Genomic DNA, 16309 nt, shown 5'->3' with positions numbered 1-16309 from the left:
CCACATGAGTACAAGTCAAGCTTCTAAAAAATACAATATCTGGATTGTTATTCTTTCAATTGTCATTCCAGTTGTTGTGGCTATTCTTTCGCAATTAAAACTTCAGGATTTCGGAATTACAGTTGAGCCGTTATCATTTTTGCCACCAATCTATGCTATTATCAATGGTATAACTGCTATTATTTTAGTCATGGCATTACGGGCTATAAAAAAAGGGAATAGGCAATTGCATGAGCGTTTGATTAAAATAGCTATTGCATTATCCGTATCATTCTTAGTGATGTATGTGGCATATCATATGACCAGTGATTCTACAACTTATGGGGGTGAAGGACCTTTAAAATATGTGTACTACGCTATTTTAATTTCTCACATACTCTTGTCCATTATTGTCATTCCTTTTGTTTTGATAACCTATGTGAGAGCAATTACAAATGATTTTGTACGCCATAAAAAAATAGCGAAGATTACTTTTCCGTTATGGCTTTATGTTGCAGTTACGGGAGTGATTGTGTATATTATGATATCACCTTATTACTCATAAAGCTTGAAAAAACAGATTGTCATAGCATCAATTTTTATAGCTCTACTTTTTATAAGTTCAGAAGTTGAGGCGCAATGTGCTATGTGCCGTGCTGTTTTAGAAAGTGAAGAAGGGCAATCAACTGCTGAAGGTGTTAATAATGGCATTGTCTATCTTATGGCCATCCCTTATTTGGTTGTGGCAGGTATTGGCTATGCCATTTATAGAAAATTCAAAAATTAATATTTTCTTCTTTTAATGTAACAAGTTCTCTGATTTTCAGTCTAAATGAAGAGTTCAAGTCTTGTTTTCTTAACAATTTATTGGCACAATAAACTTAAAGTTTTGTGTAAAATTGCACTCGTTAACCATCCTACATTATGATTGAAATAAAAGATCTACATAAATCCTACCATATGGGTAGCAATTCCCTACATGTTTTAAAGGGAATAAATTTTAATGTTAAGGAAGGAGAATTGGTCTCAATCATGGGATCATCAGGTTCTGGAAAGTCAACATTACTTAATATTTTAGGGATGTTAGACGAGGCAGATGAAGGCAGTTATACTTTGGATAATGTGCCAATCAAGAATCTGAATGAAAAAGTTGCTGCTAAATACAGAAATGAATTTTTAGGATTTATTTTTCAGTCCTTTAATCTTATCAATTACAAATCTGCTGTAGATAATGTGGCATTACCTTTATTCTACAAAGGCATACCACGAAAAGAACGTACAGAAAAAGCAGAACACTATCTTGAAAAAGTTGGACTTGGCCCTTGGTCACACCATTTACCAAGTGAATTATCTGGGGGGCAGAAGCAACGTGTGGCAATTGCTAGAGCGTTGGCAAGTGAGCCAAAGGTTTTGTTAGCTGATGAACCAACTGGGGCTTTGGATACGACTACGTCTTATGAGGTTATGGAATTGATCCAAGGTATTAATGATGAAGGTAAAACCATACTGGTTGTAACTCATGAAGATGATATTGCCCACATGACCAAGCGTATTGTAAACTTAAAGGATGGGGTGATTATCGATGATAGCTTTGTAGAACAAGTTAGAGCCAAGCAGCATGTTTAATATAGAGCGTTGGCAAGAAATATTTGAGACTCTCAGTAAAAATAAACTGAGAACGTTTTTAACAGGACTATCTGTTGCTTCAGGTATTTTTATACTAGTTATTTTATTAGGGTTTAGCTCAGGGATTGAAAATGGTGTCACATCAGAATTTCAACAGGATGCTACAAATAAAATCTATGTACGTACACGTCGTACAACCAAAGGTTATAAAGGGCTTAATCCAGGAAGGAACATCAATCTTAAAGATGAAGACTTTACCTCTGTCACAGGAAAATATGACGACCAATTAGAGTACCGTTCGGCGGGCTATAGTGTTTGGGGAGGTCAAGTGGTTTATAAAAATCAGACAGGAAACTATAGGGTACAAGGCGTTTTGCCAGATAATCAGTTTATAGAAAACTCTGACATAGGAACTGGAAGATACATCAACCAATCTGATGTTAATGAAAGTAAAAAAGTAGCTGTTATTGGTCCAAAAGTAAAATTAGATTTATTTAAGGACGAAGACCCTATTGGTAAAGATATTGCAGTTTTTGGCATCAACTTTAAAGTCGTTGGGGTGTATTACGACCCAGGTGGAGAACGTGAAGAAGGAAGCGTTTTTCTCCCCTTAACAACTGTACAGACGTCTTTTAATGCTGGCGATAGAATAAGGGACATGGCATTTACAGTTAAAATGTCCAAGAATTTTGATGAAGCTGTGGAGTTGTCAAAAAACTTATCTCAATCTATTGAAGCAGACATTAAGGAAAAACATATTATCGCACCTAATGATTTGGCTGCTGTTAGAGTTGATAACACGTTAGAAGAAGCTCAAAAAATTTATTCTTTGGTGGACACCATTAAAGCTGTGTTTTGGTTTATTGGTATAGGCACCATCATTGCCGGTATTGTTGGTGTTGGTAACATTATGATCATTATTGTTAAAGAACGAACGAAAGAAATTGGCATCCGAAAAGCTTTAGGTGCGGTACCAATGTCTATTGTTGGTATGATTCTTCAAGAAGCTATTTTCGTAACCATGTTTTCTGGATTATTTGGTCTCGTTGCTGGCTTGGGAGTTTTAGAATTAGTTGGGCCGCAGATAGACAGCCCGTTTATAAAATTTCCACAAGTTGATTTTACAACGGCGATAACAACAGTTTTTATTTTGGTGATTGCTGGTGCAGCTGCAGGGTTTATTCCTGCCTACAGAGCCGCAAAAATTAAACCCATAATAGCTTTAAGAGACGAGTAATATGTTTAATAAAGATCGTTGGTCAGAAATTATAGAAGCCTTAAACGCCAATAAAGTAAGAACGTTTCTTACAGCATTTGGTGTATTTTGGGGTATTACAATCCTTGTGTTGCTCTTGGCTATGACCAATGGACTCAGATCAGGTGTAACTGCAGAGTTTGGAGATTTTGCAACTAACTCTATGTTTATGTGGGCACAGAGAACATCCATGCCTTATAAAGGGTTGCCAAAATCGAGACGATTTAGATACAAAGTTCAGGATGTAGAAGCATTAGAAAATGAAATCCCTGAACTACTTTATGTGTCTCCACGTAATTCTTTAGGTGGTTATAATGGGGCTAATAATGTGGTAAGAGGTACTAAAGTTGGAGCGTTTAGAGTCTATGGAGATTATCCAACCTACATTAAGCAGCAGCCTATGGATATCCTTGAGGGGCGATTTTTAAACTATTCAGACATAGAAGAAAAACGAAAAATTTGTGTCATTGGTCCAGATGTCGTCACTGGTTTGTACGATAAAGGCGAGGAAGTCATGGGATCCTATATACAAATCAACGGTGTTAATTTTAAGGTTGTCGGGACTTTTAAAATGCCGAGTTCTAATGGAGATGCAGAACAAGACGCTAATACTGTTTACATACCGTTTTCAACATTTGGACAAGCTTTTAATCAAGGAGAAAATGTAGGCTATTTTGCTATTACAGCTAAAGAGGGACACAGTATTACTGAGGTTAAAGAAAAAGTGTTCGATGTAATGAAAACAAGGCACAAAATACATCCCGCTGATGATAGGGCTATTGGCCACAGAGATATTTCAGAACAGTTTGAAAGAGTAAATGGTCTCTTCAATATTTTAACGATTGTGGGCTATTTTGTTGGTGCCTTAGTCTTAATGTCTGGTATTATTGGTATTAGTAACATTATGCTCATAGTGGTTAAGGAACGCACAAAAGAAATTGGTGTAAGAAGAGCACTCGGTGCTACACCTTGGACTATAAAATCTCAAATTCTTCAAGAAAGTTTAATCCTTACTATCCTTTCAGGAATGGTAGGTATCTCATTCGCAGGTGGAGTCATTTGGTTGATGAATTATGTATTGGATTTAAATGGCCCAGTAGAGAACTTCGCAAACCCTAGTGTGGGAATGCAGGTTGTTTTTACGGCACTCATAATTCTTACCGTTGCCGGTCTTTTGGCAGGGTTAATTCCCGCTAATAGTGCAACAAAAATGAAACCTGTAGATGCACTTCGAATCGAATAACATTAAAAAATTATATAACTGACCCAAAATTTAATGCATATCTAATGAAAAGAACAAGAACCATCATTATTCTAATACTTATAGTTTTAACTTTTACAGTTGCTCTATATTATTTATGGCAAAAAAACCAAGAAGACCCAGTAACATATACTACTGAGCAACCTACCACACAGACCATTGTCCTCAATACGGTGGCAACAGGGAGTATTGTGCCAGAAGAAGAGATTTTAATCAAACCAAACATTTCGGGTGTCATTGAAGAAGTCTTTATTGAGGCAGGTGAATATGTGGAATCAGGCGACCTTATAGCTAAAATTAGGGTCATTCCAAATATATCCTCATTAACAAGCGCAAAAAACAATATTTCATCTTCTAATACAGCCTTAGAAACAGCTGAAATCAATTTTAAAACTCAAAAGGCTATTTACGATCGTCAAAAAGCATTATTTGATAAAGGTGTGATTTCTGCCAATGATTTTGATCAAATTAATAATGATTATTTGTCAGCGAAGCAACGTGTGGACCAAGCTAGGATTGATGTCACCCAGAGCAGACAGAATTACGATATTATTAAAACCGGTACAACAAGTGGTTTGGGTGATATTGCACAAACACAAGTACGTGCTACAGTTTCGGGGATGGTTCTAGATGTGCCGGTAAAAGCTGGAAACCAAGTTATCGAAGCTAATAATTTTAACGAAGGTACATCCATTGCATCTCTTGCGGATATCAAAAAAATGATTTTTGAAGGTAAAGTGGATGAAAGTGAAGTTGGTAAGATTAAAGAAGGTTTGCCTTTAGAGATTACAGTCGGAGCTATAGAGAACCAAAAGTTTGATGCTGTACTAGAATACATAGCTCCAAAAGGAGTGGCAGAAAACGGAGCTATCCAATTCGAAATAGAAGGCTCTCTAAAATCTGTCGATTCTACATTTATACGAGCAGGCCTAAGTGCCAATGCCTCAATTATTTTGGCTAAGGTTGAAAATGTTTTAGCCATCAAAGAGGCCTTAGTACAATACGACCCTAAAACAAAAAAGCCATTTGTAGAGGTAGAGGTTGGTGACCAGAAATTTGAACGCCGAGATGTTGAGTTAGGGCTAAGTAATGGCATTTTTGTTGAAGTGAAAAGCGGTGTTTCAGAAGCTGATAAAATAAAGGTTTGGAACCAACTGCAAGGACCTCCACAATACGCCGGAAGAAATTAATTTTATTTTTCTGTAACACTTCAAGATTTACATAGACATATAAGCGAATTATGAAAAACACAATCATTATAGCATTACTTCTCTTTGGAGTTTTTGCACAGGCACAAAAAAAATGGACACTTAGAGAGTGTGTAGAATACGCCCTCGAAAATAATATCAGCATTAAGCAAAGTGAGCTCGATATAGAATCGGCAGATATTGAAAAGATGACTGCCATTGGTAATTTTTTGCCATCATTTAGTGCAGGTGCAGGCGTTAGAGAAAACACAGGGTTAAGTTTTAATCCAACAACAAATCAGCCAGAAACAGTAACTTTTCTAAGTGCAAGTGGTAATATAAATGTTGGATATACATTGTTTGACGGTTTAAGAAATTTTAGAAGAGTACAACGTGCTAAAATTTCAACACTTGCCAGCCAATATCGTTTAGATAAAATGAAAGACGATATCTCTTTATTTGTAGCTAATAGTTATTTGCAGGTTATTTTAAACAAAGCGAACTTAGAGGTGTTACAATCTCAGAATAATGTAACCAAAGAGCAAATTGAAAGAACAAAAGAATTAGTTGACGCAGGAGTTTTGCCTCAAGGTGACCTTTTAGAAATTGAAGCAACCAACGCTAGTGAGCAACAATCTATTGTTAATGCAGAAAACTCTATCCGTATTTCTTTGATTAGTCTTGCACAATTATTGCTGATTAAGGATTATGAAAATTTTGATATAGAGGATGAAGGCTATGATATTGTTGATGATGGTATTTCTGCAAAGCCAGTTGAGGAAATTATAGAAAAAGCAAAAGAATCGCGAAGTGAGGTAATCATTGCTGAGGCTAATGTAGAATTAGCAGAAAAAGATTTAGAAATTGCACAAGGTGCTAATCTACCAACGTTATCTGCCTTTTTTGGTTATGACACAAGATATACGGATAGTAATCCTACTCAATTTTCAGAACAGATTTATCTTAATGATGGTATTGCTTATGGTTTATCCTTAAATATTCCGATTTTAAATGGATTTTCTACAAAGGCCAATGTGCAACGAAATAAAATTAATGTTGAGCGTACTAAATTTCAATTAGAACAGGCAGAACTGGATTTAGAATCAACAGTATATCAGGCTTATGTTGACGCAAAAGGATCCTTAAAGTCTTATGAAGCTGCCTTATCAGCTTTAGAATCTCAAGAATTGGCATACGCCTATGCAAAGGAGCGTTATGATGTGGGATTAACAAATGCCTTTGACTTTAGCCAGTCTAAATTGAGATATGATAATGCTAATATTGAAGCTAACAGAGCTAAATACGATTATATATTTAAACTAAAAGTACTCGAATTGTATTTTGGTATTCCAGCCACGGAATTAAAATTTTAAACATGAGCAAAAAAACTAAAATTATTATTGGAGTTATTGTAGCCATTCTATTGCTATTGGTTATTGCTTCAAAAATGGAGTTATTTGGTAAAAAAGGTAACTTTAAAGAAGTAACTACCCAACAGGTTGAGTTAAAAGAGATTATTGAAACTGTTTCGGCAACAGGAAAAATTCAACCAGAAGTTGAGGTAAAGATTTCGAGTGAAGTCTCGGGAGAAATCATTGAGTTGCCATTTGCAGAAGGTGACCAAGTTAAAAAAGGTGATCTTTTGGTAAAGGTTAACCCAGATTTAATTCAATCCGCTTTAAATAGAAGTCAGGCGTCTTATCAAAACGTAAAAGCAGGTTTAGAGCAAGCTGAAGCCAATTTAAGACAAGCAAAAGCCAATTACGACAGAAATAAGAATCTGTTTGAGAAAGGTGTAATATCAAAAGCAGATTGGGATCAGGCTGTTGCAACTTACGAAACTGCTGTTGCATCTAAAAGCTCTGCTTATTACTCGGTTCAAAGTGCTGCAGCAACAGTTAACGAAGCTAGGGATAATTTGAGCAGAACAACAATCTATGCACCTATGAATGGCACTATTTCCCTATTGAGTGTAGAGTTAGGTGAGCGTGTGGTAGGGACACAGCAGATGACAGGTACTGAGATTTTAAGAGTGGCAAACCTTAACAACATGGAGGTTGAGGTTGATGTTAATGAAAATGATATCGTAAAGGTGCAAATTGGAGATACCACAATTGTTGAGGTTGATGCGTATTTAAAGAAAGAATTTAAAGGTATAGTGACTGAAATTGCAAATTCTGCAGCAGGTACTTTAGCAGCAGATCAAGTAACCAACTTTAAAGTTAAAGTTAGAATTATAGAAGACTCTTATAAAGATTTGACAGAAGGCAAGCCAGATACATATTCTCCGTTTAGACCAGGAATGACGGCTACTGTTGACATTATAACTAACCGAAGACCTAATGCCGTAGCTGCACCAATTAGTGCTATTGTCATTAAATCTGATACCACTAGCACAAAAATGCCATTTCAAAAAGAGGAAGGTTCACCTTCAACCGATTTTAGCGGCTTAGATGAACAAAAATTTGAATGTGTCTTTGTTAACGATAATGGTAAGGCTAAACTTAGAGTTGTAAAGACAGGTATACAAGACGACACCAATATTGAAATTATTTCAGGATTAAGTGAAGGCGATCAAATTATCACAGGACCTTATAATGTTGTGTCTAAAACATTAAATCCAGGTGACGAGATTGAAATAAAATCAAAGAATTCACCTAAAGCAGCTGCTTCATCAGAATAATGGGGTTAATTCTCAATATAGAAACATCTTCTACAAACTGCTCAGTCTCTCTATCTAAAAATGGAGAGACTTTGGTTTTAAAGGAGGACAATAATAAGGGGTATTCCCATGCAGAAAAACTCCATGTTTTTATTGAGGATGTTATTGACTCTTCTAAGTTTAATAAAACCCAAATAGATGCTATTGCTGTAAGTAAAGGGCCAGGGTCTTATACTGGTCTTCGAATTGGAGTTTCTGCCGCAAAAGGGCTTTGTTTTGCTTTAGGTAAGCCACTTATTTCTGTGTCAACACTTCAAGCTTTAGCTCATCAAGTTTCAGATGTAAAAGGATTAATAGTGCCAATGATGGATGCTAGACGAATGGAAGCCTATACCGCAATTTTTGATGCTAATTATACCATAAAAAGAGATATTAAAGCTGAAATCCTTGACGCTTCTAGCTTTGATAAAATATTGGGTTCAAATAAGGTATATTTTATTGGAAGCGCGGTTGAAAAAGCAAAGAAAGTTATTAGTCATCCAAATGCCATTTTCGTAGATGGTCATTTACCTTCAGCTTCAACAATGGGTGGTATTTCAGATGTAAAGTACAAAAAAAGCGACATGGAAGATGTCGCCTATTTTGAGCCTTATTATCTTAAAGATTTTGTGGCGATAAAGCCTAAATCTTAAGCGTCTTGTTTTATATGTACTTGATGTGGATATGGAATGTCAATTCCTGCTTCATCTAAGGCTTCTTTAGTTTGTTCCATGAGGTCAAATTTTACAGCCCAATAATCAGGTGTATTTGCCCAAACTCTTGTAAAGAAATTAATGGAGCTGTCTGCTAATTCAGAAACATTTATTGCTGGTGCAGGATCTTTAAGTATTAAAGAGTGATTATCTATAACAGACATGATAATTTCTTTGGTTTTCCTTATGTCTGAATCGTAACCAACACCAAAAGTAATATCTACACGGCGTTTGTCTTCTGTAGAATAGTTGGTGATATTTCCATTAGAAAGACTTCCGTTTGGTACTATAACCTCCTTATTGTCTGGGGTGGTCAACTTCGTAGTAAAAATTTCTATTTGTTTCACCGTTCCAGACTCACCTTGTGCTTCGATGAAATCACCTATTTTAAAAGGTTTAAAAATCATAATTAGAACACCGCCGGCAAAATTACCTAGGGAGCCTTGTAGAGCTAAGCCTATTGCCAAACCTGCAGCTGCTAAAACTGCAGCAAATGACGCTGTAGGAATGCCTACTGTTCCAAGAACAACAATAATTAGAACAATTTTTAAGGTCCAATTGACAAGGTTGAGTAAAAACTTTTTTAAGCTTTCATCGTAGTTGGCTTTAACCATAGCTTTAAGAGCTCCTTTTTTTATAAGTCTTATGGCATAGTTTCCGATAATCCATATGAGAATGGCGCCAATTAACTTAGGTCCAAATTCTACTATAAGATTGTACCCTTCATCAATCCATTTTTGTGTGTCCATAAATTTAAAATTAAAAGAAAATCTTAATACCCCGATATCAAATATTTAGATATTGAATTATTAAGATTTAATATTGATTAGTTGATTTTAATATATTTTAGTTAACCTCAAAAGTAATTTTCACATTTACTCTAAACTCAGTCACCCCTCCGTCCTTTACCACGGCACTTTGCTCATTGATATAGGCAGATTTTATATTTTTTACACTTTTTGAAGCTTCTTTAACGGCTTTTCTTGTTGCGTCTTCCCAACTCTTGTCCGAATTGGCTAAGACCTCTATAACTTTTAATACTGACATAATTATATCTTTTTCGGGTTCTCTTAAATATAAGAAACAAAAAGCAGTGTTAGGTTAATAAATTGTTAATGAGATGTTTTTGAACAAAAAACTCGACTCTTGTAGGAGTCGAGTTTTATGTATTTGATTTAAAACTTAAAGTGTTGTAATATGATTTACAATCTGGATTAATTCTTCCTCTTCTTTAGGATTTAAATCATTGTCCTTCATAAAAGACTTTATTTTTTTTGCTTGTTTTGGAAATTTTTTGATTAAGTCTTTCTTTTTTGTTGGTAAATAGGTAATTGAACCTTCAAAATCAATTAAATAAATATCATCTTCTCTTTCAAATTTTGCAGGCTTATCTCTTTGGTATGATGTGGCTGCAGGAACCGCGTCGATATATTCAATATGCTCTTTTTTGTAAATCTTAAAATCAGGTTGATCTTCTAGAACAACTAAAAAACCTCTTTTGTTAACACCATCCTCTGATATGTAAGAGACTGATTTATAAATTTTATTGGTAGCTTTAAACATAAGCTCATAGTCTTTGTTCGCATCTAATGCGATTATTTTTCCGTTTCCAAGGTCAACTTGTAATTCTCCATTGTAAGCATTAAAGCGGGCTAAAAACATAGTGTTTTTATAGCGTTTAATTGTTGCAGGCATAAATTTTTCGTTGATGTAAGGTGAGCCAAGTGCTGACTTTTCTTTACTCGCTTCTGCACTCATGTAAAGCCTTTCTGTTGCAACATCTACGCTAGTGGGGCCTTGTGCATTAATATTTGTTGTAGCAAAAGCGAAAACAGTGAGTAATAGTAAGTTAAAAAGTTTCATAGTTTGTTTATTAAATGTGAGTTATGTTTTAATCAAAAATTGTACCAGTTTATAGTAATATACTATATAAATGTTTAGAATTTCCAAATATAAGTAACCAATCTCAAAAAGGTGTTAACTAATTGTTAATGGCATTTACTGAAATTTCTTGGTCTTGGAGCATGTCTTTTAAAAGATTTTCAATTCCGTTTTTTAGAGTAAATGTTGAAGATGGGCAGCCACTACATGCTCCTTGTAACAACACATCAACTTTCTTGGTTTTAGAATTAAAACTTTTAAATTCAATATTGCCACCATCACTAGCAACAGCAGGTTTTATGTGCTCTTCTAGAATAGTAACTATTTGTTTCGAAATATCATCTAGATCTTCAAATTTTTGTTGTGTCTTAGGACTTTCTTCCTTTATGGACTTTGCCTTAATATCCGAGAGTACAGGTCGACCATTTTCGATATAATCTTTTAGAAATTCACGCAGTGTCTGTGTTATCTCCTCCCATTCAACAACATCATATTTGGTGATTGACACATAGTTTTTATCTAAAAAGACACTATCTATAAAGGGGAATTGAAATAAAGCTGTTGCCAAAGGGGATTCTTTGGCCTCCTCAATATTAGAGTATTCACAAATTTGAGGAACTATAACTTTATTAAATACAAATTTTAAGACAGCTGGGTTTGGGGTGCTTTCTGCATAGACTGTAACAGCCTTTTTCGATTGGGAGTCGTCAGTTACAACAGTTGCTCCACTTTCTATATATTTAGATAGTTGTTCTGCTACTTCGTCCTGTACGTCGTTCCACTCCACAATATTAAACCGTTCAATGGCAACAAAATTAGAGGCGATATATACCTTTTTTACAAAGGGTAAATAAAACAATTGCTGAGCCAAGGGGGAATTTTTAGCATCATCTATATTGTTAAACTCATAACTATTATGATTGGTCAAAAAGCGATCTGCTTCAAATTTTAAAATCGAAGGATTAGAGGTTTCTTGTATTATTATTATACCCATAGCTTTAATTTTGCTGCAAAAGTATGAAATATCGGTTTTAATCGTTAATAATGGTGTGTTAATATACTTAATACTTAAGATTGAATTAAAATTATTATTTTCAACCCCTTTTTAGGCTAAAGTATCCAAAAATTAAAGTAGTGTCACATAGGTCAAAAATACAATTTACTCTAAGTTTGTTCTTGCTCTTTTTTATACAAATGAGTGGTCAAGATGTACTTATGCAAGATGGGAATCTTGTTAGGTGTGCCCCCGATCGTTTTTATGATTCTGGTGGTCCAGGTGGCAGTTATGGAAACAACGAAGATTTTACTTTAACATTTTGCCCCCAAAACTCAGGAGAATTAGTGGGCTTAGATTTTTCTCAATTCAGTACACAGGCTGTTGAGGATGTTATGACCATTTATAATGGTAATTCTGTTGCTGCACCTATAATTGGCTCTTACGATGGGATGTTTAGTATTGGACTCGTAGTTGCAGCAAACCAAACAGGTTGTTTAACCGTTCATTTTTCTTCAGACAATATTGGCTCTACAATTGGTTGGGATGCGGAAATAAGATGTTTTGAGCAGTGCCAAACAATTACACCAAATTTCACGTCAAATCCTTCACCTAATTCTGGGGTTATTCAAATTACCCCAGGTGAGACCGTGACTTTTGATGGAAGTGCCACTTTTTCTGAAGATGGTTCCACAGCAACATATACTTGGGATTTTGGTGACGGGTCTTCTGCAACAGGAACCAATGTGTCTCATCAGTTTGTAACTCCAGGCAACTATCAGGTTGAGTTTTCTGTAGATGATGGCAATCCGTTAGGGTGTTCAGTAGCAGAAACTGTAACTGTAGTTGTTAGTGGTAATTCTTTGATTACTGTAAATAACCCTGCTTTTGCTGAATCTTTTTTTAGACCAGATGAACTTATAGAAGAGGTGTTGGTCACTGGAGGGTGTTCTGAGGTAGAAAACTTCTCATTCCAAGCCTCTGGTAACCCAGACCAATTATCAACTAAGAGTTATGGCTATTTTACAAGGGGAGGAGCAACAGATTTTCCTTTTGATGAGGGGATTATTCTAAGCTCTGGTAGAGCAGCTGATGCTGGAAACAACCCTCAAGGGCTAATTAGTACGGATAATGGTTTACCCGGGGATACTGACTTAGAAAGCGCTTTGAGTATTGTGGGAACACAAAACGCAACCTTTATTAAATTTAATTTTACACCTACAATAGATACCATCAACTTTAGATACCTAATGGCATCTGAAGAATATGATGGGTCAACAGAATGTGCATTTGCTGATAGTTTTGCCTTTCTACTGCGCGAAGTTGGTACTACAAATTATATCAACTTGGCAGTACTTCCAGATGGCACACCTGTAAGTGTTACCAATATTAATAATGCAGCTGCGTGTAATTCAAACCCAGAATTTTTTGAAGGTTATAATTTAGGTGCAACAAACTTTGGTGGACGTACAGAAGTTTTAACTGCTACGGCAAATGTTATACCTAATACCACTTATGAGATTAAATTGGTTGTTGCAGATCAAGGTGATGGTGTGTGGGATTCAGCTATTTTTCTGGAGGCAGGTAGTTTTAACCTCGGTGGGGAATTAGGAGAAGATATTACCATTGCCGCAGGTACTGCTGAATGCGGAGGTGATTCTGTAGAATTAGATACTAATGCACCAGGAGCAACCCATGTTTGGTATAAGGATGGGGTTGAAATTACAGGAGAAACAGGATCAACGTTAACAGTGACTGAAGCTGGGGTTTATAGTGCAGATGTCATTTTTGCTGTGGGATGCCAAGTCAGCGACTCTATATTGGTGGAGTTTAGAACTGCACCAGTCATTGATGGTTCTGCATCAGATTTAAGTACATGTAGTGGTTCAAACCAAGCAGAATTTGACCTAACATTTAATGACAATCTCATCTTAGGCACTCAAGATGCTGCATTGTTTAATATTAGTTATCATACGTCTTTTAATGATGCTGATACAGACGTTAATCCCATTGCTAATCCAACGACTTATTTAGGAACAGATACTGATGTCATCCATTTTAGAATTGAAGATACGGACAGTGGTTTATGTTACGAAACAGGAAGTTTTACGTTAAATGTGTTTTCAACAGTTACAGCCGAAGATGTTACATTTGCTATGTGCGACGATGATAGTGATGGAGATGATACCAATGGGTTTGTAGAATTTGATCTTTCTGCAATAGACACACAAGTGTTAGGCACTCAGGACCCATCCCAGTTTTCAGTAAGCTATTATTCAAGCCCAACTGATGCAGACTCTGGCACAAATGCCTTACCTAATTTATATACAAATACTAACGCCAACACTGAAGAAATCTATGCGCGTGTTGAGAACGATTTTAACACCGATTGTTACGAAACATCTACAATTACTTTAGAGGTAAACCCTTTGCCTGTGATCACTTCAGTAGTTGAACTGAGACAGTGTGACGATGATACGGATGGGTTTTCAGATTTTAACCTTACAGAGGCTAACGACTTGATTACGTCAAACGCATCAAATGAAACCCTTACCTACTATTTGTCAGTTTCAGATGCTGAAAATATGGTAAATGAAATAACAAACATTACTGCTTATACAAATACAGATCCATCTTCTAATCCCGATATTTTATATGTTAGGGTAGAAGATAATAATGGCTGTTATCGTATTTCAGAATTGAGCTTAATAGTTTCTACAACGCAAATTCCATCGAATTTTAATTTGCTCTATGAAGCCTGTGATAATGGTTTAGTAGATGATGATATTACCAATGGTATTGCTACATTCGATTTTAGTGATGCCACAGCCCAGATTGAGGCGCTTTATCCTGCAGGACAAAACGTAACGGTTTCCTATTACGAAACAGAGGTTGATGCCTTGGCTGAAGTCAATGAAATTGCAGATATTTCAAATTATAGAAATAACAATTCAGCATTTAGTCAAAACATTGTAGTGAGAGTAGACAGCGATGCCGATAATTCATGTTTGGGATTTGGAGAGCATATTACCTTAACAACAATTAACCCAACTCCTAATACAGACCCTAATAATTTGGTCCTTTGCGACGATAATAATCCAGGGGATTTACAGGAAGCGTTTGATCTTACGGTCAACGAGGTCTATATTTTTAACGGTGAAGCAGATTTGTCTGCAACCTATTTTACTACTTACGAGGATGCTGATTTAAATGTAAATCCAATTTCGAACAGAACAACCTATCAAAATACTTCAACACCACAGACCATTTTTGTAAAAGTCACCAATGATAATTCTGGATGTTATGCCATTGTAGATTTTGATATTAGTGTAAACCCGTTGCCAGCAACTAATACAATTGAAGACTATAGAGCCTGTGAAAATGGGACAGATGGTTTTTATCAATTTGACTTAAACACCAAAACAGAAGAAATTTTAAATGGTCAAGACCCAAATATATTCTCTGTGTCTTATCACGAAACCCAATTAGACGTTGATAATTTAACAAATCCATTGAATACAGATTATACCAATACGAGTAATCCGCAACCCATTTATGTGGCTATTACAAATACAATAACGGGTTGTTCTGTAAGTTCAATGAGTTTTAACCTTGAAGTCATGGAAGGTGCGCAGGCCAATTCGGATGGTGAACCATTGGTTTATGAGCTTTGTGATAATATTGGCGAGAATGATGGTTTAGGGCAGTTTGATTTGTCAACACTTTTGGATGAAGTTTTAGATGGTCAGGACCCAGCAGATTATACTATAACCTACCATGATAATAGTGACGATGCCAATGATAATATTAATCCATTACCGTTATTATATGAAAACACTTCTATCAACGGTAATCCTGCAAATCCACAGATTATTTATGTAAGGGTAACCAATAACCTTTCTCCAGATATTTGTTTTGAAGTGGCAGAAGTGACTTTAAAAGTGAATCGCTTCCCGGAATTTGAACTGGATGAATTCTACATTCTTTGTGCTGACACCAATGGCTCTGAAGTTGTGGAAGTCCCACCAACAATAACAACAGGGCTCTCAGAAACAGATTATTCTTTTGAATGGAGTTTAAACGGCACAATTTTATCAGGTGAAACGAGTTCTAGTATTGTGCCAACTCAAGGAGGAACATACCAAGTCACTGTAACGGATATTATATCCTCTACGGTCACCATGTGCCAAACCACTAAGAGCACTGAGGTTATAGAAAGTGGTATCGCAGAAATGGAAGCTGAGGTGACTAGTGAAGCATTTTCTGGAAATCATACAGTAAGCGTAACGGTTTCTGGGAATAGCACTTACGAATACAGTTTGGATTATGGCCCATGGCAAACAGAACCAGAATTCAATAATGTGCCAGGTGGTATTCATACTGTTTTAGCTCGAGACATCAATGGTTGTGGCATCTCTAGTACAGAGATTTTGGCTATGGATTATAAAAAATATTTCACCCCAAATGGTGATGGTAATAATGAAAGCTGGAATATTGTAGGAATAGAAAGACAGCCTACAGCAAAAATTTATATATTTGACCGGTACGGAAAATTACTGAAACAACTCGATCCAAGCGGACCTGGTTGGGATGGTACATATAGGGGCGTACAAATGCCTTCGGATGATTATTGGTTTGTTGTAGAATTTACAGAGCCAACCACTGGTCAAAAGAAGGAGTTTAGATCTCATTTTTCTTTGAAACGTTAACAC

Annotated in this window: 14 protein-coding genes; 10 read left to right on the top strand and 4 right to left on the bottom strand. The window is 35.9% G+C overall.

Translation table 11 applies throughout. The annotated features are described in order from the left end of the window. Window positions 1-4 precede the first annotated feature (4 nt). From ACFEMA_RS04095 to tsaB, 9 genes are all read left to right on the top strand, one after another. On the top strand, window positions 5-544 hold the full coding sequence (locus ACFEMA_RS04095) for a DUF420 domain-containing protein (RefSeq protein ID WP_411766737.1): 540 nt from the start codon (window positions 5-7) through the stop codon (window positions 542-544). 3 nt (window positions 545-547) lie between these two features. Continuing rightward, window positions 548-766, top strand: coding sequence for a hypothetical protein (locus tag ACFEMA_RS04090; protein ID WP_411766736.1), 219 nt, complete (start codon window positions 548-550; stop codon window positions 764-766). A 137-nt stretch (window positions 767-903) separates the two neighbouring features. Further along, window positions 904-1605, top strand: coding sequence for an ABC transporter ATP-binding protein (locus ACFEMA_RS04085; RefSeq protein ID WP_411766735.1), 702 nt, complete (start codon window positions 904-906; stop codon window positions 1603-1605). After that, window positions 1598-2842 carry an ABC transporter permease gene (locus tag ACFEMA_RS04080; protein ID WP_411766734.1) on the top strand — a complete coding sequence of 415 codons (1245 nt, stop codon included), beginning with the start codon at window positions 1598-1600 and terminating at the stop codon, window positions 2840-2842. Before ACFEMA_RS04085 ends, ACFEMA_RS04080 begins: the two co-directional genes overlap by 8 nt. 1 nt (window position 2843) lies before the next feature. Continuing rightward, the gene (locus ACFEMA_RS04075; protein WP_411766733.1) at window positions 2844-4103 is read left to right on the top strand and encodes an ABC transporter permease; all 1260 of its coding nucleotides are present in this window, start codon (window positions 2844-2846) and stop codon (window positions 4101-4103) included. Window positions 4104-4147: 44 nt separating this feature from the next. After that, the gene (locus ACFEMA_RS04070; RefSeq protein WP_411766732.1) at window positions 4148-5311 is read left to right on the top strand and encodes an efflux RND transporter periplasmic adaptor subunit; all 1164 of its coding nucleotides are present in this window, start codon (window positions 4148-4150) and stop codon (window positions 5309-5311) included. Window positions 5312-5361: 50 nt separating this feature from the next. Continuing rightward, window positions 5362-6681 (top strand): TolC family protein, encoded by a 1320-nt coding sequence (locus ACFEMA_RS04065; RefSeq protein WP_411766731.1) that lies wholly within the window; start codon window positions 5362-5364, stop codon window positions 6679-6681. A gap of 2 nt (window positions 6682-6683) precedes the next feature. Beyond that, on the top strand, window positions 6684-7991 hold the full coding sequence (locus tag ACFEMA_RS04060) for an efflux RND transporter periplasmic adaptor subunit (RefSeq protein ID WP_411766730.1): 1308 nt from the start codon (window positions 6684-6686) through the stop codon (window positions 7989-7991). Next, a complete protein-coding gene (gene tsaB, locus ACFEMA_RS04055) occupies window positions 7991-8662 on the top strand; it encodes a tRNA (adenosine(37)-N6)-threonylcarbamoyltransferase complex dimerization subunit type 1 TsaB (RefSeq protein WP_411766729.1) in 672 nt (223 codons plus the stop codon). The genes ACFEMA_RS04060 and tsaB overlap by 1 nt, the downstream gene beginning before the upstream one ends. On the opposite strand, the gene ACFEMA_RS04050 is transcribed toward tsaB, so the two are convergent. From ACFEMA_RS04050 to ACFEMA_RS04035, 4 genes are all read right to left on the bottom strand, one after another. Further along, entirely contained in the window at window positions 8659-9471 is an 813-nt protein-coding gene (locus tag ACFEMA_RS04050; protein WP_411766728.1) for a mechanosensitive ion channel family protein, read from the bottom strand. The genes tsaB and ACFEMA_RS04050 overlap by 4 nt on opposite strands. A 97-nt stretch (window positions 9472-9568) precedes the next feature. Beyond that, on the bottom strand, window positions 9569-9769 hold the full coding sequence (locus ACFEMA_RS04045) for a dodecin family protein (RefSeq protein WP_411766727.1): 201 nt from the start codon (window positions 9767-9769) through the stop codon (window positions 9569-9571). 135 nt (window positions 9770-9904) lie between these two features. Continuing rightward, window positions 9905-10585, bottom strand: a complete 681-nt coding sequence (locus tag ACFEMA_RS04040) for a hypothetical protein (protein WP_411766725.1) — start codon at window positions 10583-10585, stop codon at window positions 9905-9907. A gap of 118 nt (window positions 10586-10703) precedes the next feature. After that, window positions 10704-11597, bottom strand: coding sequence for a NifU family protein (locus tag ACFEMA_RS04035; protein ID WP_411766723.1), 894 nt, complete (start codon window positions 11595-11597; stop codon window positions 10704-10706). Between the two features lie 140 nt (window positions 11598-11737). Here ACFEMA_RS04035 and ACFEMA_RS04030 point away from each other — a divergent pair, with 140 nt between their 5' ends. Then, window positions 11738-16306: a choice-of-anchor L domain-containing protein gene (locus ACFEMA_RS04030; protein WP_411766722.1), complete on the top strand. Its 4569-nt coding sequence runs from the start codon at window positions 11738-11740 to the stop codon at window positions 16304-16306. The last annotated feature ends 3 nt before the right edge of the window (window positions 16307-16309 follow it).

Origin of the sequence: Winogradskyella sp. A3E31, from assembly GCF_046720935.1 — a bacterium.
Classification (GTDB): domain Bacteria; phylum Bacteroidota; class Bacteroidia; order Flavobacteriales; family Flavobacteriaceae; genus Winogradskyella.
Note: the sequence above shows the minus strand (reverse complement) of the source record. Positions and strands in the feature narration are given on the sequence as shown.